The sequence below is a fragment of the Pseudomonas sp. Bout1 genome (genome assembly GCF_034314165.1).
Taxonomy (GTDB): Bacteria; Pseudomonadota; Gammaproteobacteria; order Pseudomonadales; family Pseudomonadaceae; genus Aquipseudomonas.
In genome coordinates this window covers 3,624,505-3,646,406 of the sequence record NZ_JAVIWK010000001.1, presented here as the reverse complement: position 1 = coordinate 3,646,406, position 21,902 = coordinate 3,624,505, and the positions used below count along the sequence as shown (strand labels likewise).

20 protein-coding genes are annotated in these 21,902 nt (G+C 61.1%); 8 read left to right on the top strand and 12 right to left on the bottom strand.

Features of this window, described 5'->3' with window-relative positions; translation table 11 throughout:
* The first annotated feature begins 282 nt into the window (after positions 1-282).
* The 5 genes from RGV33_RS17030 to RGV33_RS17010 are packed head-to-tail and all read left to right on the top strand — an operon-like array spanning position 283 to position 5,838.
* A complete protein-coding gene (locus RGV33_RS17030) occupies positions 283-1,932 on the top strand; it encodes an AMP-binding protein (RefSeq protein ID WP_322145265.1) in 1,650 nt (549 codons plus the stop codon).
* A 22-nt stretch (positions 1,933-1,954) separates the two neighbouring features.
* Complete coding sequence (locus RGV33_RS17025) at positions 1,955-2,722, top strand: SDR family NAD(P)-dependent oxidoreductase (protein ID WP_322145264.1); 768 nt, start codon at positions 1,955-1,957, stop codon at positions 2,720-2,722.
* Positions 2,723-2,733: 11 nt separating this feature from the next.
* Positions 2,734-3,918, top strand: coding sequence for an acetyl-CoA C-acyltransferase (locus RGV33_RS17020; protein WP_322145263.1), 1,185 nt, complete (start codon positions 2,734-2,736; stop codon positions 3,916-3,918).
* Positions 3,919-3,927: 9 nt separating this feature from the next.
* Complete coding sequence (locus RGV33_RS17015; protein ID WP_322145262.1) at positions 3,928-5,055, top strand: acyl-CoA dehydrogenase; 1,128 nt, start codon at positions 3,928-3,930, stop codon at positions 5,053-5,055.
* A gap of 9 nt (positions 5,056-5,064) precedes the next feature.
* Entirely contained in the window at positions 5,065-5,838 is a 774-nt protein-coding gene (locus RGV33_RS17010; RefSeq protein WP_322145261.1) for an enoyl-CoA hydratase, read from the top strand.
* Between the two features lie 135 nt (positions 5,839-5,973).
* Here the strand turns inward: RGV33_RS17010 and RGV33_RS17005 are convergent, their stop codons facing one another.
* From RGV33_RS17005 to arnC, 12 genes are all read right to left on the bottom strand, one after another.
* Positions 5,974-7,125: an acyl-CoA dehydrogenase family protein gene (locus RGV33_RS17005; protein ID WP_322145260.1), complete on the bottom strand. Its 1,152-nt coding sequence runs from the start codon at positions 7,123-7,125 to the stop codon at positions 5,974-5,976.
* Between the two features lie 3 nt (positions 7,126-7,128).
* Positions 7,129-8,232, bottom strand: coding sequence for an enoyl-CoA hydratase/isomerase family protein (locus RGV33_RS17000; protein WP_322145259.1), 1,104 nt, complete (start codon positions 8,230-8,232; stop codon positions 7,129-7,131).
* Positions 8,233-8,374: 142 nt separating this feature from the next.
* Positions 8,375-9,073 carry an HPP family protein gene (locus RGV33_RS16995; RefSeq protein ID WP_322145258.1) on the bottom strand — a complete coding sequence of 233 codons (699 nt, stop codon included), beginning with the start codon at positions 9,071-9,073 and terminating at the stop codon, positions 8,375-8,377.
* 176 nt (positions 9,074-9,249) lie between these two features.
* Positions 9,250-9,453, bottom strand: coding sequence for a type VI secretion system contractile sheath small subunit (locus RGV33_RS16990; protein ID WP_416152126.1), 204 nt, complete (start codon positions 9,451-9,453; stop codon positions 9,250-9,252).
* A gap of 497 nt (positions 9,454-9,950) precedes the next feature.
* Positions 9,951-11,573, bottom strand: a complete 1,623-nt coding sequence (locus RGV33_RS16985) for an ArnT family glycosyltransferase (protein ID WP_322145257.1) — start codon at positions 11,571-11,573, stop codon at positions 9,951-9,953.
* Positions 11,574-11,576: 3 nt separating this feature from the next.
* Complete coding sequence (locus RGV33_RS16980; protein WP_322145256.1) at positions 11,577-12,956, bottom strand: UDP-glucose/GDP-mannose dehydrogenase family protein; 1,380 nt, start codon at positions 12,954-12,956, stop codon at positions 11,577-11,579.
* Complete coding sequence (arnF, locus tag RGV33_RS16975) at positions 12,953-13,366, bottom strand: 4-amino-4-deoxy-L-arabinose-phosphoundecaprenol flippase subunit ArnF (RefSeq protein ID WP_322145255.1); 414 nt, start codon at positions 13,364-13,366, stop codon at positions 12,953-12,955. Before arnF ends, RGV33_RS16980 begins: the two co-directional genes overlap by 4 nt.
* The gene (gene arnE / locus RGV33_RS16970) at positions 13,363-13,710 is read right to left on the bottom strand and encodes a 4-amino-4-deoxy-L-arabinose-phosphoundecaprenol flippase subunit ArnE (protein ID WP_322145254.1); all 348 of its coding nucleotides are present in this window, start codon (positions 13,708-13,710) and stop codon (positions 13,363-13,365) included. The genes arnF and arnE overlap by 4 nt, the downstream gene beginning before the upstream one ends.
* A complete protein-coding gene (gene arnT / locus RGV33_RS16965; protein ID WP_322145253.1) occupies positions 13,707-15,362 on the bottom strand; it encodes a lipid IV(A) 4-amino-4-deoxy-L-arabinosyltransferase in 1,656 nt (551 codons plus the stop codon). The genes arnE and arnT overlap by 4 nt, the downstream gene beginning before the upstream one ends.
* The gene (gene arnD, locus RGV33_RS16960; protein ID WP_322145252.1) at positions 15,359-16,243 is read right to left on the bottom strand and encodes a 4-deoxy-4-formamido-L-arabinose-phosphoundecaprenol deformylase; all 885 of its coding nucleotides are present in this window, start codon (positions 16,241-16,243) and stop codon (positions 15,359-15,361) included. The genes arnT and arnD overlap by 4 nt, the downstream gene beginning before the upstream one ends.
* Entirely contained in the window at positions 16,243-18,234 is a 1,992-nt protein-coding gene (gene arnA, locus RGV33_RS16955; RefSeq protein ID WP_322145251.1) for a bifunctional UDP-4-amino-4-deoxy-L-arabinose formyltransferase/UDP-glucuronic acid oxidase ArnA, read from the bottom strand. The genes arnD and arnA overlap by 1 nt, the downstream gene beginning before the upstream one ends.
* Entirely contained in the window at positions 18,231-19,265 is a 1,035-nt protein-coding gene (arnC, locus tag RGV33_RS16950) for an undecaprenyl-phosphate 4-deoxy-4-formamido-L-arabinose transferase (protein WP_322145250.1), read from the bottom strand. Before arnC ends, arnA begins: the two co-directional genes overlap by 4 nt.
* Before the next feature lie 470 nt (positions 19,266-19,735).
* On the opposite strand from arnC, the gene RGV33_RS16945 reads away from it, so the two are divergent.
* The 3 genes from RGV33_RS16945 (at position 19,736) to RGV33_RS16935 (ending at position 21,883) form a co-directional block, all read left to right on the top strand.
* Positions 19,736-20,524, top strand: coding sequence for a M949_RS01915 family surface polysaccharide biosynthesis protein (locus tag RGV33_RS16945; protein ID WP_322145249.1), 789 nt, complete (start codon positions 19,736-19,738; stop codon positions 20,522-20,524).
* Between the two features lie 103 nt (positions 20,525-20,627).
* A complete protein-coding gene (locus tag RGV33_RS16940) occupies positions 20,628-21,542 on the top strand; it encodes a site-specific integrase (RefSeq protein ID WP_322145248.1) in 915 nt (304 codons plus the stop codon).
* A 116-nt stretch (positions 21,543-21,658) separates the two neighbouring features.
* Positions 21,659-21,883: a DUF2188 domain-containing protein gene (locus RGV33_RS16935; protein WP_322145247.1), complete on the top strand. Its 225-nt coding sequence runs from the start codon at positions 21,659-21,661 to the stop codon at positions 21,881-21,883.
* Positions 21,884-21,902 lie beyond the last annotated feature (19 nt).

Here is a 21,902-nt window from a genome sequence, read left to right as displayed (position 1 = left end):
AGGGCACACCGAGCCTAGGCGAGGTGCCGACAGGCGGGGCAGAGCGTTTTGGTTACTTTTGCGCTTTTCAAAAGTGACCCGCTGTAAGAGCGGAACCCATCTAAGCCATCACTCAAATAACGGATATACACCCAAAACCCACCCACAAAAACACAGCCCATTGGCCAAACCAGTCAACCAAGTTGAAGGCTTTGACCATTGCCCACCCACCGCTCTAGAGCGACTATTTCACCGGTCTACGTCCCCATCCTGAAAATAAAAAACACACAGGGATTTGAAGCGATGCGCGATTACTCGGCTGCCACCACCCAGTTCAACTACCAACACACCGTCGACGCCGCCCTGACCGGCAACCTGCAGTCACTCAATGCCTGTGTCGAATGCTGCGACCGCCACGCTTTACCCGGCCGCATCGCACTGTTCTGGGAGGGCAAGGACGGCCGCAGCAGCACCTCCACTTTCACCCAATTGCAAGACCAGGCCGCTCGCTTTGCCAACTTCCTCCTGGCCCAGGGCATCAAGCGCGGTGACAAAGTCGCCGGCCTCCTGCCACGCACCACCGAGCTGCTGGTGGTGGTACTCGCCACTTGGCGCATCGGCGCGGTCTATCAGCCATTGTTCACTGCGTTCGGTCCCAAGGCCATCGAGCACCGCCTGAACAGCTCCGGCGCCGCGCTGGTGGTGACTGACGCCATCAACCGCCCCAAGCTCCATGAAGTGGCCGGCTGCCCAACCATCGTCACCGTCGCCGGCCCCAACGGCGAAGGCATCGTGCGGGGCGATTTCAGCTTCTGGGCAGAGCTGCCCCACTGTTCCAACGTTTGCGAGCCGGTCCTGCTGGGCGCTGAAGAGCCGTTCCTGTTGATGTTCACCTCCGGCACCACCGGCCCGTCGAAATCCCTGGCAGTCCCCCTCAAGGCCATCGTCGCGTTCCAAAGCTACACCCGCGACGCTGTAGACCTGCGCCCCGAAGATGCATTCTGGAACGTCGCCGATCCGGGCTGGGCCTACGGTATCTATTTCGGCGTGACCGGCCCTTTGTCCATGGGCCACCCGATTACGTTCTACGACGGCCCGTTCACCCTCGAAAGCACCTGCCGCGTGATCAACAAATATGGCATCACCAACCTCACTGGGTCGCCCACGGCCTACCGCCTGCTGATTGCCGGGGGCGATCAGTTCGCCAAGTCGATCAAGGGCAAGCTGCGCATTGTCAGCAGCGCCGGCGAGCCGCTGAACCCGGAAGTGATCCGCTGGTTCGCCGATAACCTCGGTGTGACCATCCACGACCACTATGGCCAGACCGAACTGGGCATGGTGCTGTGCAACCACCACGGCCTGGAGCATCCGGTGCACGTCGGCTCCGCCGGTTTCGCCTCGCCAGGCCACCGCATCGTGGTGCTCGATGACAATCACCAGGAACTCCCGGCCGGCCAGCCGGGCATCCTCGCCATCGACCGCGAACAATCACCGATGTGCTGGTTCGCCGGCTACGACGGCGTGAAGACCAAAGCCTTCGTCGGCAAGTACTACCTCAGCGGCGATACGGTGGAGCTGAACCCCGACGGCAGCATCAGCTTTGTCGGGCGCAGTGACGATGTGATCACCACCTCCGGCTACCGGGTCGGCCCGTTCGATGTGGAAAGCGCGCTGATCGAGCATCCAGCGGTAATCGAAGCAGCAGTGGTGGGCAAGCCATGCCCGGAACGCACCGAGATCGTCAAAGCCTTTGTGGTGCTCAGTGAGCAGTACCGCGCCGAGCCGGCCCTGGCCGAAGAGCTGCGCCAGCACGTACGCAAGCGCCTGGCCGCCCATTCGTACCCACGGGAAATCGAATTTGTCAGTGAGCTGCCCAAGACCCCGAGCGGCAAGCTGCAACGCTTTATTTTGCGTAATCAGGAAATCGCCAAGGCCCAGGCGGCCACGGCGTAATCCCTCTTTCAAGGAAACAATGATGCAGATTGAGAACAAGGTTTTTCTGGTCAGCGGCGGCGCTTCAGGCCTCGGCGCGGCAACCGCCGAGATGTTGGTAGCGGCAGGTGCCAAAGTGATGCTGGTGGACCTGAACGCCGACGCAGTCGCCGCCCAGGCGCAAAAGCTCGGTGCGCAGGCCCGCAGCGTGGTTGCGGATATCAGCCAGGAAGCTGCTGCCGAGGCCGCGGTGCAGGCAGCCGTCAGCGCCTTTGGGGGTTTGCACGGGCTGGTCAACTGCGCCGGCGTGGTGCGTGGCGAAAAGATCCTTGGCAAGAATGGCCCTCACGTTCTGGCCAACTTCGCTCAGGTGATCAACGTCAACCTGATCGGCAGCTTCAACCTGTTGCGCCTGGCAGCCGCGGCCATCGCTGAAACCGAGGCGAATGCCGATGGCGAGCGTGGTGTGATCATCAACACGGCGTCGGTGGCGGCCTTTGACGGCCAGATCGGCCAAGCGGCGTATGCTGCCTCCAAGGGCGCGATCGCCAGCCTGACCTTGCCTGCCGCCCGTGAACTGGCGCGCTACGGGATACGGGTGATGACCATCGCGCCGGGCATTTTTGAAACACCGATGATGGCCGGCATGACACCTGAAGTGCGCGAGTCGCTTGCCGCCGGTGTGCCATTCCCCCAGCGCCTGGGCAAGCCAGGCGAGTACGCCGCATTGGTGCGCCATATCATTGAAAACAGCATGCTCAACGGCGAGGTGATCCGTCTCGACGGCGCCTTGCGCATGGCGGCCAAATAAGGAGGTTTTTCATGACTGATCCAATCGTTATTGTCAGCGCGGTACGTACCCCGATGGGCGGGTTCCAGGGTGACCTCAAAGGCCTGACCGCCCCGCAATTGGGTGCTGCGGCGATCCGTGCCGCCGTCGAGCGTGCCGGTATCGCCACCGATGCGGTGGATGAAGTGCTGTTCGGTTGCGTACTGCCGGCCGGCCTCGGCCAGGCGCCTGCACGCCAGGCAGCGCTGGGTGCCGGCCTGGACAAATCCACCCGCTGCACCACCCTCAACAAGATGTGCGGCTCGGGCATGCAAGCCACCATCCTGGCCCATGACTCGTTGCTGGCGGGCAGTGTGGACGTGGTGATTGCTGGCGGCATGGAGAGCATGTCCAACGCGCCGTATCTGTTGGACCGCGCCCGCAGCGGCTACCGCATGGGCCACGGCCGGGTGCTCGACCATATGTTCCTCGACGGCCTCGAAGACGCGTACGACAAGGGCCGTCTGATGGGCACCTTTGCCGAAGACTGCGCCGAGCACAATGGCTTTACCCGTGAGGCCCAGGATGCGTTCGCCATTGCCTCCCTGACCCGTGCGCAACAGGCGATCACCGACGGTAACTTCATCGCTGAAATCGTCCCAGTGCAGGTCACCGTGGGCAAGGAACAGAAAACCATCACCCACGACGAACAGCCGCCCAAAGCCAAACTCGACAAGATCGCCACTTTGAAGCCGGCTTTTCGCGAAGGCGGCACGGTGACGGCGGCCAACTCCAGCTCGATTTCCGACGGTGCGGCGGCATTGCTGCTGATGCGCGAGTCTGAAGCCCACAAACGCGGGCTCAAGCCGCTGGCGGTGATCCATGGCCACGCCGCCTTTGCCGATGAACCAGGCCTGTTCCCGGTAGCGCCGGTAGGGGCAATCCGCAAGCTGTTGAGCAAGACCGGCTGGAACCTCGACGAAGTCGACCTGTTTGAAATCAACGAAGCCTTCGCGGTGGTCAGCCTGGTGACCATGAGCAAGCTGGAAATTCCCCACAGCAAGGTCAATATCCACGGCGGTGCCTGCGCCCTGGGCCATCCGATTGGTGCGTCCGGCGCGCGGATCCTGGTGACGCTGCTCTCGGCCCTGCGCCAGAAAGGCCTCAAGCGCGGCGTTGCAGCCATTTGCATCGGCGGCGGTGAAGCCACGGCCATGGCCGTTGAATGCCTGTACTAAGGAACACCTATGCTTCCCAATGACGAACAACTGCAAATCCGCGAAGCCGCACGGCAATTTGCCCAGGAACGGCTCAAACCGTTCGCTGCCGAGTGGGACCGCGAGCATCGTTTTCCCAAGGAGGCCATTGGTGAAATGGCCGAGCTGGGCTTTTTCGGCATGTTGGTCCCGGAGCAGTGGGGCGGTTGCGACACGGGCTACCTGGCCTACGCCATGGCCCTGGAAGAAATCGCCGCCGGTGACGGCGCCTGCTCCACCATCATGAGCGTGCACAACTCCGTGGGCTGCGTGCCGATTCTCACGTTCGGCAACGATCAACAGAAAGAAGAGTTCCTCACGCCCCTGGCCAGTGGAGCGATGCTCGGCGCATTTGCCTTGACCGAGCCCCAGGCCGGTTCCGATGCCAGTGGCCTGAAAACCCGCGCCCGGTTGGAAGGCGATCACTACGTATTGAATGGCTGCAAACAGTTCATCACCTCCGGGCAAAACGCCGGGGTCGTGATTGTGTTTGCGGTTACCGATCCGAGTGCCGGCAAGCGCGGGATCACTGCGTTTATCGTGCCCACCGACTCGCCGGGCTACAGCGTGGCGCGGGTTGAGGACAAACTTGGCCAGCACGCCTCCGACACCTGCCAGATCCTGTTTGAGGATGTGAAAGTGCCGGTGGCCAATCGCTTGGGCGAGGAGGGCGAAGGCTATCGGATCGCCCTGGCCAACCTCGAAGGCGGGCGCGTCGGCATTGCTTCGCAAGCGGTGGGCATGGCGCGGGCGGCATTTGAAGCGGCCCGGGATTATGCCCGCGAGCGGGAAAGCTTTGGCAAACCGATCATCGAGCATCAGGCTGTGGCGTTTCGCCTGGCAGACATGGCGACGCAAATTGCCGTCGCCCGGCAGATGGTGCATTACGCGGCCGCCCTGCGTGACAGCGGCAAGCCCGCACTGGTGGAGGCTTCCATGGCCAAGCTGTTTGCGTCGGAAATGGCCGAAAAGGTCTGTTCGCAAGCATTGCAAACCCTCGGCGGTTACGGTTACCTGAGCGACTTTCCCCTGGAGCGGATCTACCGAGATGTACGGGTCTGCCAGATTTACGAAGGCACCAGCGATATTCAACGCATGGTCATTTCACGCAATCTCTGAGGAGTATCTATGAGTTACGAAACCATTTTGCTGGACGTCCAGGGCCGTGTCGGGCTGATCACCCTCAATCGCCCGCAAGCGCTGAACGCCCTGAACGCACAGCTGGTCAGTGAACTGAACCAGGCACTGGACAGCCTGGAAGCCAACCCGGACATCGGCTGCATCGTGCTTACCGGCTCGAAAAAAGCCTTTGCCGCCGGCGCCGACATCAAGGAAATGGCCGACCTGACCTACCCGCAGATCTACCTCGATGATCTGTTCAGCGACAGCGACCGCGTGGCCAACCGCCGTAAACCGATCATCGCGGCGGTGAATGGCTTTGCCTTGGGTGGCGGGTGTGAGCTGGCGTTGATGTGCGACTTCATCCTGGCCGGTGACAGCGCCAGGTTTGGCCAGCCGGAAATCAACCTCGGCGTGCTGCCGGGCATGGGCGGCACCCAGCGCCTGACCCGCGCCGTGGGCAAGGCCAAGGCCATGGAAATGTGCCTGACCGGGCGGTTTATCGATGCCGTGGAAGCGGAGCGCTGCGGAATCGTTGCGCGGATCGTACCGGCTGATGAATTGCTGGACGAAGCATTGAAAGTCGCGACCCTGATTGCCAGCAAGTCGGTGCCCATCAGCATGATGGTCAAGGAAAGCGTGAACCGCGCGTTTGAAGTAAGCCTGTCGGAAGGCGTGCGCTTTGAGCGCCGGGTGTTCCATGCGGCGTTTGCCACACTGGATCAGAAGGAAGGCATGGCGGCGTTTGTGGCCAAGCGTGCGCCGGAGTTCAAGGACAAATAGGTCAAAATGTGGGAGCGGGCTTGCCCGCGAAGGCGGTGGTTCAGTCGATACATTCAGTGACTGACACACCGCCGTCGCGGGCAAGCCCGCTCCCACACAAGCCCCGCTCCGACAATTGTTGATGCGGTATGCCAGTTACAGTTGGTAGTTCTTAAGTTCCCGGGCTATCACCATCCGCTGGATCTCGCTGGTGCCTTCGTAAATCTGGGTAATCCGTGCATCCCGGTAGTAACGCTCCACCGGGTAATCCTCCAGGTACCCATAACCCCCATGAATCTGCATCGCCGAGGAGCACACCTTCTCGGCCATTTCCGATGCAAACAGTTTGGCCTGGGACGCTTCTGACAGGCACGGCTTGCCGGCGCTGCGCAGTCTGGCGGCGTGCAGGATCAGCAGGCGCGCCGCATTCAGGCGGGTCTGCATGTCGGCCAGCAGGTTGGCCACGCTCTGATGCTCGATGATTGCCTTGTCGAACTGCACCCGGTCGCGGGCGTAGGCCAGCGCCGCTTCAAAGGCAGCACGGGCGATGCCGAGTGCCTGTGCGGCAATTCCGATGCGCCCGCCTTCGAGGTTGGACAGGGCAATGGCCAGGCCTTTGCCGCGTTCGCCCAGCAGGTTGGCTTCAGGCACGGTGCATTGGCTGAGGGTGACCGCGCAGGTGTCCGAAGCACGAATGCCCATCTTGTGTTCCGTACGGTCCACCACGAAGCCCGGGGTGTTGGTAGGCACCAGAAACGCCGAGATACCTTTCTTGCCCAAGTCGGGGTCGGTCACGGCAAACACGATGGCCAGCTTGGCGCGCTTGCCGTTACTGACAAATTGCTTGGCGCCGTTGATCACCCACTGGCCGTCCCGCAATTCGGCGCGGGTACGCAGGTTGTGGGCCTCGGAGCCGGCCTGGGGTTCGGTCAGGCAAAAACAACCGATGGCCTGCCCGCTGGCCAGTTCCGCCAGCCAGGTTTCCTTTTGTGCTTGTGAGCCGTAGTTGAGGATTGGCCCGCAACCTACTGAATTATGGATACTCATCAGTGCGCCGGCAGCGCCGTCACCGGCAGAAATCTCCTCCACTGCCAGGGCGTAGGCCACGTAGTCGACGTAAGTGCCGCCCCATTCCTCAGGCACAACCATGCCCAGCAGCCCCAGTTCGCCCATCTTGGCTACCAGTGCGTCATCGATCCAGCCAGCTTTTTCCCAGGCTTGGGCGTGGGGTGCGATTTCACCACGAGCAAAGTCCCGAGCCATGTCGCGGATCATTACTTGTTCTTCAGTAAATTCAATATCTTGCATGACTTAGTTCTCGTTCTTGTCGAAGTCGCAAAAGAAGCTGTCAACGTGATCGGCTGTCAACGCCTGAAGGCTCGGAGGGTTCCAGCGTGGGGCTTTGTCCTTGTCGATCAGCAGGGCGCGCACGCCTTCGATCAGGTCGCCACGGGCGAACCATTGACGGTCCAGATGCAATTCCAGGGCAAAGCATTGTTCAAGCGGCATATGGCGCCCGCGGCGCAGCATCTCAAGGGTCACGGCCATGGCCAGCGGCGAGCGGGTGAGCATCAGGCCGGCGGTGGTCAATGCCCAGTCGTGGCTGTCGGCAACCGTGACTTGTTGCAGTTGCTCAACGATGCTCGGTACGTCCGGCAAGGCAAAGAAGTGGTCGATGGCCGGGCGCAACGCCGCCAGCGGCGCGTCGGGCAGTTGCTGCACGGCAAGGCCTGCCAGCAGGCCCTGCAGGTCTTTGAGCGGTGAGTCGTGCCATGTGAGGCGGTCCAGTTGCTGGTCAAGGTCGGCGAGCCTGGCGCTGTCGAGGTACCAGTCTGCCAGCCCGCAATACAGGGCATCCGCGGCGCGAACCTGCACGCCGGTCACCCCGAGGTAGATCCCCAGCTCCCCGGGAATACGCGGCAGGAAGTAGCTGCCGCCCACGTCCGGGAAATAGCCGATGGCCACTTCCGGCATCGCCAGCCGGCTGCGTTCGGTGACCACACGCAGGTCAGCGCCTTGCACCAGGCCCATGCCGCCGCCGAGCACAAAGCCGTCCATCAGTGCCAGGACCGGCTTGCGGTAATGGTGGATAGCGAGGTCGAGCGCGTATTCCTCGACGAAGAAATCTTCGTGGAGGGTGTCGCCATCCTTGAAGCTGTCGTAGAGCGAGCGGATGTCGCCCCCGGCGCAGAAAGCCTTTTCACCGGCACCGCGCAATACCACCGCATGTACCTGGGGGTCGTCTGCCCAGGCCTGCAAATAGCGGCTGAGGCTACGGACCATGTCCAGGGTAATGGCGTTCAGGCCGGCGGGGCGATTGAGGGTCAGGTGGCCTATGTGGTTGCGTACCTGCGCCAGCACTTCGTCTTGCATGACGCCGGCGCTGCTTGCCTCGGATGAAACCTGAGCAGTCATCTCTAACTCCCTGCTTTTATTGTTCTTTATCAAGATGTTCGCGGGCGAACCCTCTCGCGATCGTACCAGTGCAAATTTGCCCAGTACAAGTCGGAATCCTGCAGGTCGTTTTTGCATTTTTGCCTTGGGTACTGCGCCGGCCCTAGCGCTGGAAGACTGCCCCGATGGCGCGCCGCCGCGCATAGCGCTCGCTGGCCTGGATCAGCTCTTCGAGCTCTTGCGGGGTCACGTCCAAAAATTGCTCGCGCTCTGCCAGTGCCTGCTTCAAGTCTTCGGCGCTGATGCCCGGATTGTCGACGGAGGTTGGCAGGAATCGCGGCGCCGGTGGCTCGATGGCACCCTTGGGGTAACGGGTCCGCGTGGCGTTGTTATAAGCCAGCGCGCAGGCCAGCAGGGTAACGGCGCCCAGCATGACAGCAGCCAGCTCCTGCCACCCCATGGCGATTGATGCGGGGTCAGCCAGCACCAGGCTCATGGCCAGCCCACCGGCAGGCGGGTGCAGGCAGCGTAGCCAGCACACCAGGATGACACTCATCCCGGCCGCCAGGCACGCGCTGCCCAACGTACGTCCCAGCACTCGGGCCACCAGCAATGCAACGACCCCGGCACACAGGTAGCTGCCCACAATCGACCAGGGCTGGGCCAGCGCCCCGGATGACACGGCAAACAGCAGCACTGCCGATGCCCCCAACGGGCCTATCAGGTGCAAGGCCACCTCCATGCCAAACACCTGGGCGCACACCCAGACACTGAACATTGTGCCCAGGGCCATGCCGATGGCGGCACGACTCCATTCGGCAGGGCGGGTATTGATGGCAGCGGGTAACCAGCGAGCGAGCATTGACAGGCGATCCATAAAAAACGGGCGAAAAAAAAAGGCTTGCCTGGTTTCCCGGACAAGCCCTTTAAAAAGTTCCTGCATTTGGGGGAGGAACCTGTGCAGTGTGCCCACCGGCCACGGTTGCGGCCAATGCATATTAATGCAGGTCAAGTGCAGTATTTTTGCAGTAAGCCACCCTAGTCGAAGGGTATCAGGCGGATGGGGGGCGGCAGGGGGCTGCCGATTTTGCCCAGCACCCGGTCACGGGTTTCCTCGTTAATCAGCAGGTTCTGTACGTTTTCCCGCAGGGAGGGATCATTCGCCAACGGCCCCTTGAGTACCACCAGTGCATCGCGCAACTCCATGAGCCGATCCAGTTTTGGCAGCGGGAGGTAACCCACATTTACCTTGTCGCGAGATAAGGGTGCAACGCCGTCAGAGTTGGAAGGGGCGGGTAATCGATGGTCGGACACAGAACATTCCTCTAAATGGAATAAACGGCAGTGCGAAGTGCTGTTTAAAACGTATTTATTGTTATTGCGGCTGTTTCTTTAATCACGCATGTCGGGCGTCAGGGCTGGGTGCTAGTTCCGTCGGGTGTCTTGCGAAAAGACCAGCAAGGCCCTACACCGCAGCTGGGCGCTTCCGAAAATAGTTAGAAGGTATTAAATAATTAACTCACGTGGCAGGCGAGTCTACAGACGGGGACTTGGGGCGGGAAGGGGGCGTTGCGTTGCTGATTGCGGATAGGTGCGTAGGATTTTTCTCGATAGTTACTGTCCGTAAAGTTTCGAAGTTGCAAGTAGAAAGAAGTTTCTTACATGCACTTTGAATTATAACTACGGACACTACTGGCAATGGGATAAGCGGTCGGCGCTGCTTATCCCATTGCCAGGTATCAAGGTTGTGCCGTTTTGGTCAAGTGCAGCAGTACGTAGGGGTTTTTGTCGAACTGGCCGTTCAGCACCGGGACTAATGAACGAAAGCGTGGGTCGCTCAAGCCGTCATAGTCGGCCTGGCTCATGATCAGCCAGGCGGGCGCCTGCACAGGCGTCAGTTCAGCGGGCTGCTGGGTAAACAATGGCACGCGGTCGCAATCAAGGTTGACCATGAACTTGATCGCTTTCGCATCCTTGCCCAGTGCGTGCAGCACCAGCGGTGCCGGTTGTTGCTGGATCAGTGCATGGGCCTGGAGGGTAAAGGTGCGCGTGTCATACAAGCGGCGCTCCAGCGGCTCGACCATCACGATATAGGCGAGCCACGCCGCCAGGACGGCGACAAAGGCCGGGCCCAGGTAGCGAAGGCGCCGGTTGAACAGAAAACCCAGTGCCACGACCTGGAGCGCGATGAGTATGCCGAACACCGGGTTGAGGCTGCCTATCTGCTCCGGGAAGCGATGACGCGCTACGAACAAACCGGCAATCAACAAACCGGGAATCGCCGTCCACAGCACCAGCATCAACCCGCGCAGCCCGGCGAAGAGCGTTCCGCGTGCCACCTGGAACGGATACGCGGCGATGATTGCCGCCATCGGCAACATCGGCAGTACATAACGGGCCTTTTTCGCCTGGGGTACCGATAACCCGATCATCACGATCAGGCCGGCGGCCAGGCAGTACAGCACCAGTTTCAGCGCCGGCCCGTTGTTCTCGCGAGCACCCGCCGCCACCGCAATCAGGGCCAGCACGGCCAGCGGATAAGCCGGCGCGTAGTTGCCCAGCGAACTGCTGAAGTAATACAGCATGCTGCCGGAGCCTTCGGAACCGTCCATGCGCCCGAGGAACTGCATGCGGATCACGTCCTGCATGAACGCCTCACCGCCACTGAGCTTGGCCAGCAGCAACAGCAGGCCGACACACGCAGCCAGCAACGCCAGGGCCAGCAAGCCAAAGCTGAACAATTGCCGCCATTGGCGGTTAATCAGGTAGTAGCTGCACAGCATGCCGGTGGGAACCACCAGGCCGATCGGCCCACGGATCGCGAAGCCCAGGATCAGCAGCAAAAACAGCCAGTGCAGGCGCTTGCCCGCGCCGAAGTGATCATGGGCATAACCCAGGTAAAACACCGCCAGGGCCACCGCGGCCAGCATCTGGTCGAGGGACACCGCACGGGTTTCACTGATAAAGGTACTGCTGAGTAGCAACACCGCGATGCTCAACAACGCCCAGCGCCGGGAGTAGGGCGCCGTCAGCCGGTAGATCAGCACCACGATCAGCGCCGAGGCAATGGCGGTCGGCAGCCAGGCCGTCAGGCTGGTGACCTGCCCAAAGGGCAACGACAACAGCCAAGTCATCAGCGTCGAGGTTGCCAGGTAGTCGGCATAAGGCTGGCCATAGGTCGTGGGGAAAAAACCCGGCCCATGGCGCAGCATTTCCTGGGCAAACAGCACGAAGCGCGAATCAAAGCCGATGATTGCCTGGTTCCAGTTGCCTGCGATGAACAGGACCAATGCCAGGAGCCCCAGCACCCAGGAGTGTTGGCGGATCGTTTGGTTGAGCAGGGGCGGCTGAACTTTGTCCACGTCTTAGGCTTCCTCGGCCTGAGGCACCCAGTTTTGCTGGGGGATCGGCAAGTTGCAGGAATCACCACGGCCCATCGGGAAGTACTGGATGCCCTTGCGCGCCAGGCGCTCGCCGTCGTACAGGTTGCGCCCGTCGAAGATCACCGGGGTTTTCAGGCGTTGCTGGATCAAGTCGAAGTCCGGGGCCTTGAACTGCTGCCATTCGGTGCAAATGATCAAGGCGTCGGAGCCGCTCAGTGTCGATTCCGGGGTGCCCATCAGCATCAGGCGCGGGTCATCACCGTAGATGCGTTGGGTTTCCTGCATGGCTTCGGGGTCAAACGCGCGCACGTTGGCGCCGGCGGCCCACAGGGCTTCCATCAGCACCCGGCTTGGCGCGTCGCGCATGTCGTCGGTGTTGGGCTTGAACGCCAGGCCCCACAAGGCAAACGTCTTGCCCTTGAGGTCGCCCTTGAAGAACGCATTGGCGCGTTCGAACAGCTTGCTTTTCTGGCGCTGGTTGATCGCTTCCACGGCCTCCAGCAGGTCGCTGGAGCAGTTGGCGGCCTTGGCGCTGTGGATCAGGGCGCGCATGTCTTTAGGGAAGCACGAACCGCCATAACCGCAGCCCGGGTAGATAAAGTGATAACCGATGCGCGAGTCGGCACCAATGCCCAGGCGCACGGCTTCGATGTCGGCGCCCAGGTGTTCGGCCAGTTCAGCGATCTGGTTGATAAAGCTGATCTTGGTGGCCAGCATGCAGTTGGCGGCGTACTTGGTCAGTTCGGCGCTGCGCAGGTCCATGAAGATGATGCGGTCGTGGTTGCGGTTGAACGGCGCGTACAGTTCGCGCATCACGTCGCGCACTTCTTCGCGCTCGCAGCCGATGACGATCCGGTCCGGGCGGCGGCAGTCGGCAACGGCCGAACCTTCCTTGAGGAATTCCGGGTTGGAGACGATATCGAATTCCAGGTGGCGGCCGGCCAGGTGCAGGGCTTTTTCCATGTGCGCGCGCAAGGTGTCGCCAGTGCCGACGGGCACGGTGGATTTTTCTACCAGGATCACCGGTTGTACCCGGTGACGGGCCACCGCATCGCCCACCGACAGCACGTATTTGAGGTCGGCCGAGCCGTCTTCATCCGATGGCGTGCCCACGGCGATGAACAGCACTTCGCCGTGTTCGACAGCCAGTTTTTCGTCATAGGTAAACGTCAGGCGTCCGCCTTCGAGGTTTTCCTTGACCATCGCCGCCAGGCCCGGCTCGAAAATGCTCACGTGGCCCTGTTGCAGCAACTTGACCTTGTTCTCGTCTACGTCCATGCAGATGACATCGTGACCGACTTCGGCCAATACGGTGGCCTGCACCAGACCGACGTAACCACTACCAAATACACTGATTTTCATGGGGCATTCCTGGGACTTGTAGTGCTAGCACGACGAGAGTTGATAGTCAGGACTCCGAGGATGACCAAGGCCACCCCCGCAGTTTTTGAAAGCGAAAAATATTCGTTGAACACCGGCAGGCTGGCGGCCAGCAGGTAGACCAAGGCGTAGCTGATACTGAGCAGCGAATAGGCGCGGCCCAGTGGCAGGTCTTTGAGCGCGCCAAGCCAGCAGAGCATCGACAGGGCGTAGGCGAAGATCGCGAGGATCACTACGCCCAGTGCGCCCAGGTCGATGGCGCCAGTGTTGAGTGCTGTCAGCCATTCGGTGGGCAGCGGCAGGCGCGTCATGCTCCAGCGCATGCCCAGCTGGGCAGTGCTCACCAGTGCCACGCTGCCCAGGGCCAGGGCAAAACCGCGGGTGCGACTCATACCTGGCGCCCCAGCAACACAACGCCGGCAATCACCAGCAGCACGCCGAACCAGTGGCGGCCATCGATGTGTTCGTGGAACACAAAGCGCGCCACCAGGGTGACTAATACAAAGTTGAGACTGAGCATGGGGTAGGCGATGCCGACTTCGAGGCGTTGCAACACCAGCAGCCACACCAGCAAGCCCAGGCCCAGGCACACCAGCGCCGACCACAACCACGGCGAGCGCAGCTTCAAGGCCCAACCGTCCGGCTGGCCACGCCAGCTTTCCACGGCAAACTTCTGGGACACCTGGCCCATGCACGTCAGGAGGCAGGCGCCCAATAACAGGAGCAGTGTGGTCATGGCGCGCTCTGCGGGAAGATCAGGATCACGATATTGCCTTGCTCGTAACGCTTGCCATCTTTAGGCAGCAGGTCTACTTCCTGGCGCTCGTCGTCACCCTTGACCCGCATGACCACGCCCACCGAACCCTGTTTGCGCGCCTCGCTCATCCATTGCTGGACGCTGGCGGCATCGATCTTGCGGTAAGCGGTGTCCGGGAAGGCGATGCCGTATTTCACTTCGCCAACGGTGTTGTAAAGCATCACTTCAGGGCGTTGCAGGCGCCACGACAAGGCCGAGGCGGCCCCCAGGTCGTTGCTCAACAACGCGGTGGTCGGCTGCAACTCCTGTAGGTGGTCGATGATGAACTGGTCCGGGGTCTTGTTATAAACCACCGAGTGCGGCAACGCCGCAGGTACCAGCGCCACCAGCAACCAACTGCCGATTACCGGCGCGGCCCACATATGCAGCGGGCGGGCGGCTTGCAGCAAATTGGCGATGATCCAGCCGAACAGGAACACGAACACCAGCACCAGGCTTAAGGTTTCCTGGCCATGCTCATACACCGGCTTTTTCAATTGGAACCAGGTCAGGGCCAGCAGCCCGAGCACGCCGATGATCAGGTTCAGCCAGCCGTTGATCCGCAGCACGCGGCCACGGGCCTGGGCCAGCTTGTGGGCCAATGTGTGGCCCATCAGCAGCGCCAGCGGCAGCAGGCACGGCATGATGTAGGACGGCAGCTTGCCTTTGGCCAGGCTGAAGAACGCCAGCGGCATCAGCAGCCACAGCAGCAGGAAGGCGATTTTGGCGCTGCGTTTTTCCAGCCAGGCCTGTTTCACGGTGGACGGCAGCAACGCCATCCACGGCAGGCTGAACCCGACCAGCAGCGGCAGGTAGTACCAGAACGGCTCGGCGTGCTGGGCATCGTCGCCGGCGAAGCGCTGGATGTGCTCGTGCCAGAAGAAGAAGTTCCAGTAATCCGGTTCCTGGGCATGCACCATCAGCGCCCAGGGCAGGCTCACGATAATTGCCACCACCACGGCCACCAGGCCATAGGTGAGCAATTCACGTAGGCGCTTTTGCCAGATCATGTAGGGCAGGGCGATCAGCACTGGCAGCAACCAGGCGAGGAAACCCTTGGTCATGAAGCCCATGCCGCAGGCGAACCCGAGCAAGGCCCACGACCACAGGCGGCCACGGGTGGTGGTGCTGTCGAAGCAGAACCACAGCGCAGCCCCGGTCAGGTTGACCCAGAAGGTGAACTGCGGATCGAGGTTGGCGTAGCCCGCCAGGAACGCCACGCTGACGAAACTCATGTACAGCACGGCGCTGACCAGGCTCTTGCGCGGGTCGTTCCACAAACGCCGGGCCACGAAGTACACCAGCAGGATGCTCAAGCCGGTGCTCAAGGCCGAGGCGAAACGCACGCCGAACAGGTTCTGGCCGAAAATCGCCTGGCCCAGCGCGATCATCCAGTAGCCGGCTGCGGGTTTTTCGAAGTAGCGAATCCCCATAAAGTGCGGCGAGGCCCATTTGCCGGTCAGCAGCATTTCCTGGCTGATCTGCGCATAGCGGGTTTCATCGGGAATCCACAACCCGTGGGTGGCGAGCGGGATCAGGTAGAACACCCCGAAAGCCAGCAGGAGCAGGGGCAGGGCCCAGCGCCGGATCATGCCTTTTGCACTCCGAGCCAGCCTTCACGGCCGCTCAGTACACCGCGCACCAGCTGTTGCTGGGGCAAGGTGGCCGGGTCGGCGGGCAACAGGTCACCCAACGGTTTAAACGCGATGCCGCGCTGCCCTGCCTGGGCGAGCAACTGGCGAAAATCATTGGCCATCAGAATCCCTTCTACTTCTGCGTGGATCGTATAAACGTTGAGCTTCGACGGCTTGAAGCGGTCGAGGATGTACGCGTTGAAATCCTTGGCGGCCACCACCGGACCCACGACTTCGTCGAAGGTCGGCATGTCTACCGGAATTTGTGGCGTGCCGGCACTGCCATCCGCCAGGGTTGGCCGGAACAGGCTGGTACCACGGCAATCGCTGTTGTAACGGAAGTTGAATTGTTGCTTGGCTTGCACCACGCGCTCATCGGCACGCCAGCCAGCGGCGGCTGAACAGTCGATGCGCTCACCGAGAATGTCGCTCAAGGTATCGACGCCACGGCGAATCTGTTCGATCAGCTGTGCATCGCTCCAGCTTGCGGTGTTGGCTTGCCAGCCGTGGTGGTCCCAGGCGTGCAAACCGACTTCATGCCCGGCGGCCTTGGCCTGGCGCATCAAGTGCCCCAGGTCGCGGCCAATGGGTTTGCCCGGCCAGGCAGTGCCGGCCAGCAAAATATCCCAGCCGTACAGGCCTGCAGCATTGGAGCGCAGCATCTTCCACAAAAACTGCGGGCGGATCAGGCGCCACAAGTGGCGCCCCATGTTGTCCGGCCCGACGCTGAAGAAGAAGGTCGCCTTGACCCCGGCTTCATCAAGCGACTCCAACAACCTTGGCACCCCTTCACGGGTGCCTCGGTAGGTGTCGACGTCGATGCGTAGACCTGCTTGCATCAACGCTTGTCCGCGATTTCGAGCATGGCTTCACGCAGGAAGAAATCCAGGGTGTTGCCGATGGTTTCGCTCATCTCGACGGTAGGCTCCCAGTTCAGCAGGCGCTTGGCGTTGTCGATGCTTGGCTTGCGGTGTGCCACGTCCTGATAACCGGTGCCGTAGAACGCCTTGCTCTCCACGTCGCGGAACCCGGCGAACGGCGGGAAATTGCCGCGCAGCGGGTGAGCTTCGAACTGACGCAGCAGCTCTTCGCCCAACTGACGGATGCTGGCTTCGTTTTCCGGGTTGCCGATGTTGATGATCTGGCCGTTGCAGTTATCGTTGTCGTTATCAATGATGCGCGCCAGGGCTTCGATGCCGTCGGCGATATCAGTGAAGCAGCGCTTCTGCTCGCCACCGTCGAACAGACGGATAGGGGTGCCTTCCACCAGGTTCAGGATCAGCTGGGTGATGGCGCGGGAGCTGCCGATACGGGCCGAGTCCAGGCGGTCGAGGCGCGGGCCCATCCAGTTGAACGGACGGAACAGGGTGAACTTCAGGCCTTTGTCGCCGTAGGCCCAGATCACGCGGTCCAGCAGTTGCTTGGAGACCGAGTAGATCCAGCGCTGTTTGTTGACCGGGCCCACCACCAGGTTGGAGGTGTCTTCGTCGAAGTACTGGTCCTGGCACATGCCATACACTTCGGAGGTCGACGGGAAGATCACGCGCTTGTTGTACTTCACGCAGTAGCGAACCAGTTTCAGGTTCTCTTCGAAGTCCAGTTCAAATACGCGCAGCGGGTTACGGGTGTATTCGATCGGGGTAGCGATGGCCACCAGCGGCAGGACCACGTCGCACTTCTTGATGTGGTACTCGATCCACTCGGAGTGAATGCTGATGTCGCCTTCCACGTAGTGGAAGTTCGGGTGGCTGCGCAGGCGCTCGATGGCGTCGGAGCCGATGTCCAGGCCGTAGATTTCGTAACGGTCGTCACGCAGCAGGCGCTCGGACAAGTGGTTACCGATAAAGCCGTTCACACCCAGGATCAATACGCGGGTACGGCGTGGCTTGCGGCCCGACTCGGCGCCGCGCAGTACGGAACCGTCCACCAGGCCCAGTTCATCTGCCAGGGAAGGGCCGGCCAGGTACAGGCCGTTTTCGTTGCGCTGGCCGAACTTGACCACTAGCGAGTCTTCACCGCAAGCGATGCGCAGCGGGTTGACGCTGATCACGCGGCCAGGGGCCAGGCCTTCGTTGCCCTTGACGACTTCGGCGCTCCAGACGATCAGCTTGTGCTCGCCCACGGCGCAGAACGCGCCCGGGTACGGCTGGGTAACGGCACGCACCAGGTTGAACAGTTCTTCAGCCGGCTTTTTCCAGTCCAGCTTGCCGTCTGCTGCGGTACGACGACCGAAGTAGGTGGCTTTGCTCTCGTCCTGGGCGGTTTCTGCCAGCTTGCCTTGGGCCAGTTGCGGCAGGGCATCGCGCAGCAGGCTGGTGGCCGCTTCACGCAGTTTGGCGTGCAGGGTCAGGCCGGTGTCGGTGCGCTCGATCACGACTTTTTGCTGGGCCAGGATCGCGCCGGCATCGGCACGCTTGACCATGCGGTGCAGGGTCACGCCGGTTTCGGTTTCGCCATTGACCAGCACCCAGTTGGCCGGTGCGCGGCCACGGTATTGCGGCAGCAGCGAGCCGTGCAGGTTGAACGCGCCTTTTTTGGCGGTGGCCAGCAGGGCTTCGCTCAACAGGTTGCGGTAGTAGAACGAGAAGATGTAGTCGGGGTTGAGCTTGGCGATGCGCTCGATCCACAGCGGGTGGTTGGCGTCTTCCGGGGCGTGCACCGGGATGCCGTTGCGGGCGCAAAGCTGCGCGACGGAGCCGTAGAAATTGTTTTCCTTGGGGTCATCGGCATGGGTGAACACGGCAGCAATTTCGTAACCCGCATTGAGCAGGGCTTCAATACCAGCACAGCCAATATCGTGGTAAGCGAAGACAACAGCTTTTGAATTCATGACGAAACCTGATCGGAAGGAGAAGTAGAAGTGTGGGAAGACGTCAGGCCATCGACCGTGAAGGCCTCGGCCGGTGCTGCCGGTTGGTTGCGCAGCACTTTTTCAATAAAGAACCGTGGGCGGGCCCGCACATCGCTGTACATGCGGCCCAGGTATTCACCCAAGAGGCCCATGCCGATGAACTGGCCACCCGTGAACACGAACAGCACCGCGAACAGCACGAACATGCCGTCGCCGGCCCAACCGGCGCCAAAGGCCAGGCGCAGCACGATCAGTGCGAAGGCGAAGATCATGCCCAGTGCCGCCAGGCTGAAACCAACGATGCTCAACAAGCGCAATGGCGTGGTGGTCATGCAGGTCAGCAGGTCGAACATCAGGCTGATCAGGCGCATCGGGCTGTACTTGGACTCGCCGTGTTCACGCTCGGCGTGATGCACCAGGATTTCCGTGGTGTGGCGCGCAAAGCTGTTGGCCAGGATCGGGATGAAGGTGCTGCGCTCGCGGCAGGCCAGCATCGCATCGACGATGGTGCGCCGGTAAGCGCGCAGCATGCAGCCGTAGTCGCTCATGGCGACGCCCGTGGAGCGTTGTACCGCAAGGTTGATCAAGCGCGACGGCCAGCGGCGGAAGGCCGAGTCCTGGCGGTTGTTGCGCACGGTGGCAACCACGTCGTAGCCCAGGGCGGCCTGCTCGACTAAACGCGGGATTTCTTCCGGCGGGTTCTGCAGGTCGGCGTCCAGGGTGATCACCACGTCGCCGCGGCAATGTTCGAAGCCGGCCATGATTGCGGCGTGCTGGCCGTAGTTGCGGTTGAGAATGACCGCGACCACGTTGCTGCCTTCGAGCGCGGCGGCGTCTTCCAGCAATTGCGCTGAGTTGTCGCGGCTGCCGTCATCCACCAGGACGATTTCGTATTCGTAAGCCAGTTGTTTGCAGGCAGCCATGGTGCGGCGCAGCAGTTCAGGCAGGCTTTCTTGTTCGTTGTAGACCGGGATAACGATCGACACGCAATGAATTGGGTAGGGTTTCAAAGATTCATTACCTCGGGGGTTAGAGCAACTTGGAGCGTAGAGACAGCAGTAATCATTAGCCTCGGCTGACGGGCATCCGATCGAGATTAGCGTTGATTTGTGGCATTCATTCGACAGTCCTGGCAGGTCACAGTGGGTCTTCCATGGCTTACGTGAGTAAAGACCAAAACGTGCAAAGGTAAAGCGGAATCAACGAGTTAACCTGCAAATTACAGTTCGTTCCCAAGTCGTAGCGCCAAGATTAAGCGCAAAAATGTATAACGAATATGAAACGCAGATGAAAAAGTCGTTTTTTTGGCAGGTAGACAGCTAGTGTTCAGGTAAACAGCAGGGCCACGCACAAAGCGGTCCTGGCTGCGCGCAGAGGGGTGCGTCGGGTTTTTCCGCACGCGGCAGCATTCCTGAAGAATCTTCTCTGCATTGCCCCGCAAGTGCCGGTAAAGTAAGCCATCTCTTGCCAGGGCAGTCGGATGAATAGCGTGCAGCGTTTACGGCCAATGTTGATGGTGTTGTTGATGACGGTAGCCTGGGCCGCGAGTGTGCGGGCCGATGAAGGCGTGGCCCTGACCGCCATCGACCCGGTCCCCGAGGGCGTAGAAGTGCGGGGTAGGCAGGTGGGGGCCTATACCTGGACCGACCAGCAAGGCAAGAACCTGCTGGTGTTGGCGGAACAAGTCAGCGAGCGGGACGACGACGGCACCCAGTCGGCGTTTGTGTATGCCGCCCAGTATTTGCTCGATGGCGACCGGCCGCGGCGGCTCTGGATGCTCTATGACGATGTGCAGCATTGCCAGTTCGATGCCGGGGCGCATTTCAACACCGATGCCACCAGGGTCACGGATTTGCTCGGCGACGGCATCAGCCAGGTCACCGTGGGCTATGGCCGCACCTGCACCAGCGACGTGAGCCCCAATGACTTCAAGTTGATCATGCACATTGGCAAGTCTCAGAAGTACCGCCTGCGCGGCATGGACCGTTATGGCGCGAGCTGGTGGGATGAAGACGCCGGCGCCCTGCAGGGCATGCCTTTGCCCAAGGATTGCAGCATTGCGGGGCAACAAGCGCTGGTCAGCCAGTACAAGGAGCAGGGCACCGAGTTGCCGTTGCCGGGTTGCTATGGCGATGAACAAGACTTTGCCAAGGCGCCCAAGCCGTATCTGGACTTCATGCGCCAGCACTGGTTTGCCTTGATGCAAAAGCAGGACACCGAGTGGAGCCAGCAACAGACGCCAGCCCCCACGGAAGACGATCAGGAATAGCCGTCGAGGATTGGCCGCGCTAGAATCGGCATTCGCCAATTCACTAAATATGTCGACTAAACAGATGGTTAGTCGACATATTTAATCCAAAGGCTGATCTACCTTGACTGAGTCTATCCGCAACCCGCTGACCCTCTACCTCACTCGCCTGGCGCCCTCCAGCCAGTTGACCATGCGCTATGTGCTGCAGGACGCGGCCGACCGCCTGGGCTTTGAAGACATCAACCTCGAAGACATCGACTGGCACCTGCTGCAACCCGAGCAGGTCATGGCACTGGTGGCAGTGCTGCGCGAAGACGGTTATGCACCGAACACGTCCTCGCTGTACGTCAATGCAGTGCGTGGGGTGATGAACGAGGCCTGGCGGATGAGCCTGATCAGCCAGGACCATCTGCTCAAAATGCGCTCGGTCAAGGCCACGGCTGGCACACGCTTGAGCCAGGGCCGTAACCTGCGGCGCACACTGATACGTGAGTTGATGGAAGTCTGTGCCGCCGACCCGCGCCCCCAGGGCCTGCGGGACGCGGCGGTGATCGGGATTCTGTATGGTTCGGGCATGCGCAAGTCGGAGTCGGTGAACATCGAGCTGGGCCAGGTCGACTTTGCCGAGCGCAGCCTGCGAGTCACCGGCAAGGGCAACAAACAACTGGTCAAGTACGGGCCGGGCTGGGCCTTTGCCAAGCTGCAGGCATGGCTGGAGTTTCGCCGGAGCCAGTTGAAACCGGGCGAGCAGGACGACGCGTTCCTGTTCAACCGTATCCGCCGAGGCAGCCATATCACCCGCGAACGCATCACCAAACATGCGATTTACTACATTGCCCGCCAGCGTGGGCAACAGGTTGGCGTGAAGATCATGCCCCACGATTTCCGGCGTTCGTTCATCACTCGAGTGATTGAAGAGTACGACCTGTCCATTGCCCAGAAGCTGGCGCACCACACCAATATCCAGACCACCGCCAACTATGACGTGCGCGACGACAACGAGCGGCGCCGCGCGGTGGATCGGTTTGACCTGTAGGGCCGCCCGTAACCTCATGGGTCAACTGCCTTGAACTCTGCCCGACACCTGCGCTCGCAATAAACAGGGCGCGGGTTTTGCCGCGTGCCGAGTTCATTCAGTCAAGGGAGCAGACCATGGATACCTACAACATCAACAAAACCGGCACGGGTTGGGCACTGACCAGGCAGGGTTCGGCACGGCCGTCGAAAACGGCTGAGACCAAAGAGGCGATCATTGAATTGGCGAAAGAGTTTCTCAGCGACAAGACCGCCTCGCTGAGGATTCACAGCATGGACGGGCGGATTCAGGAAGAACGCACATACCCGCGCAAAGCTGACCCGACACGATCTCCAGGTTGAGCGAGTAACACCTGTGGGA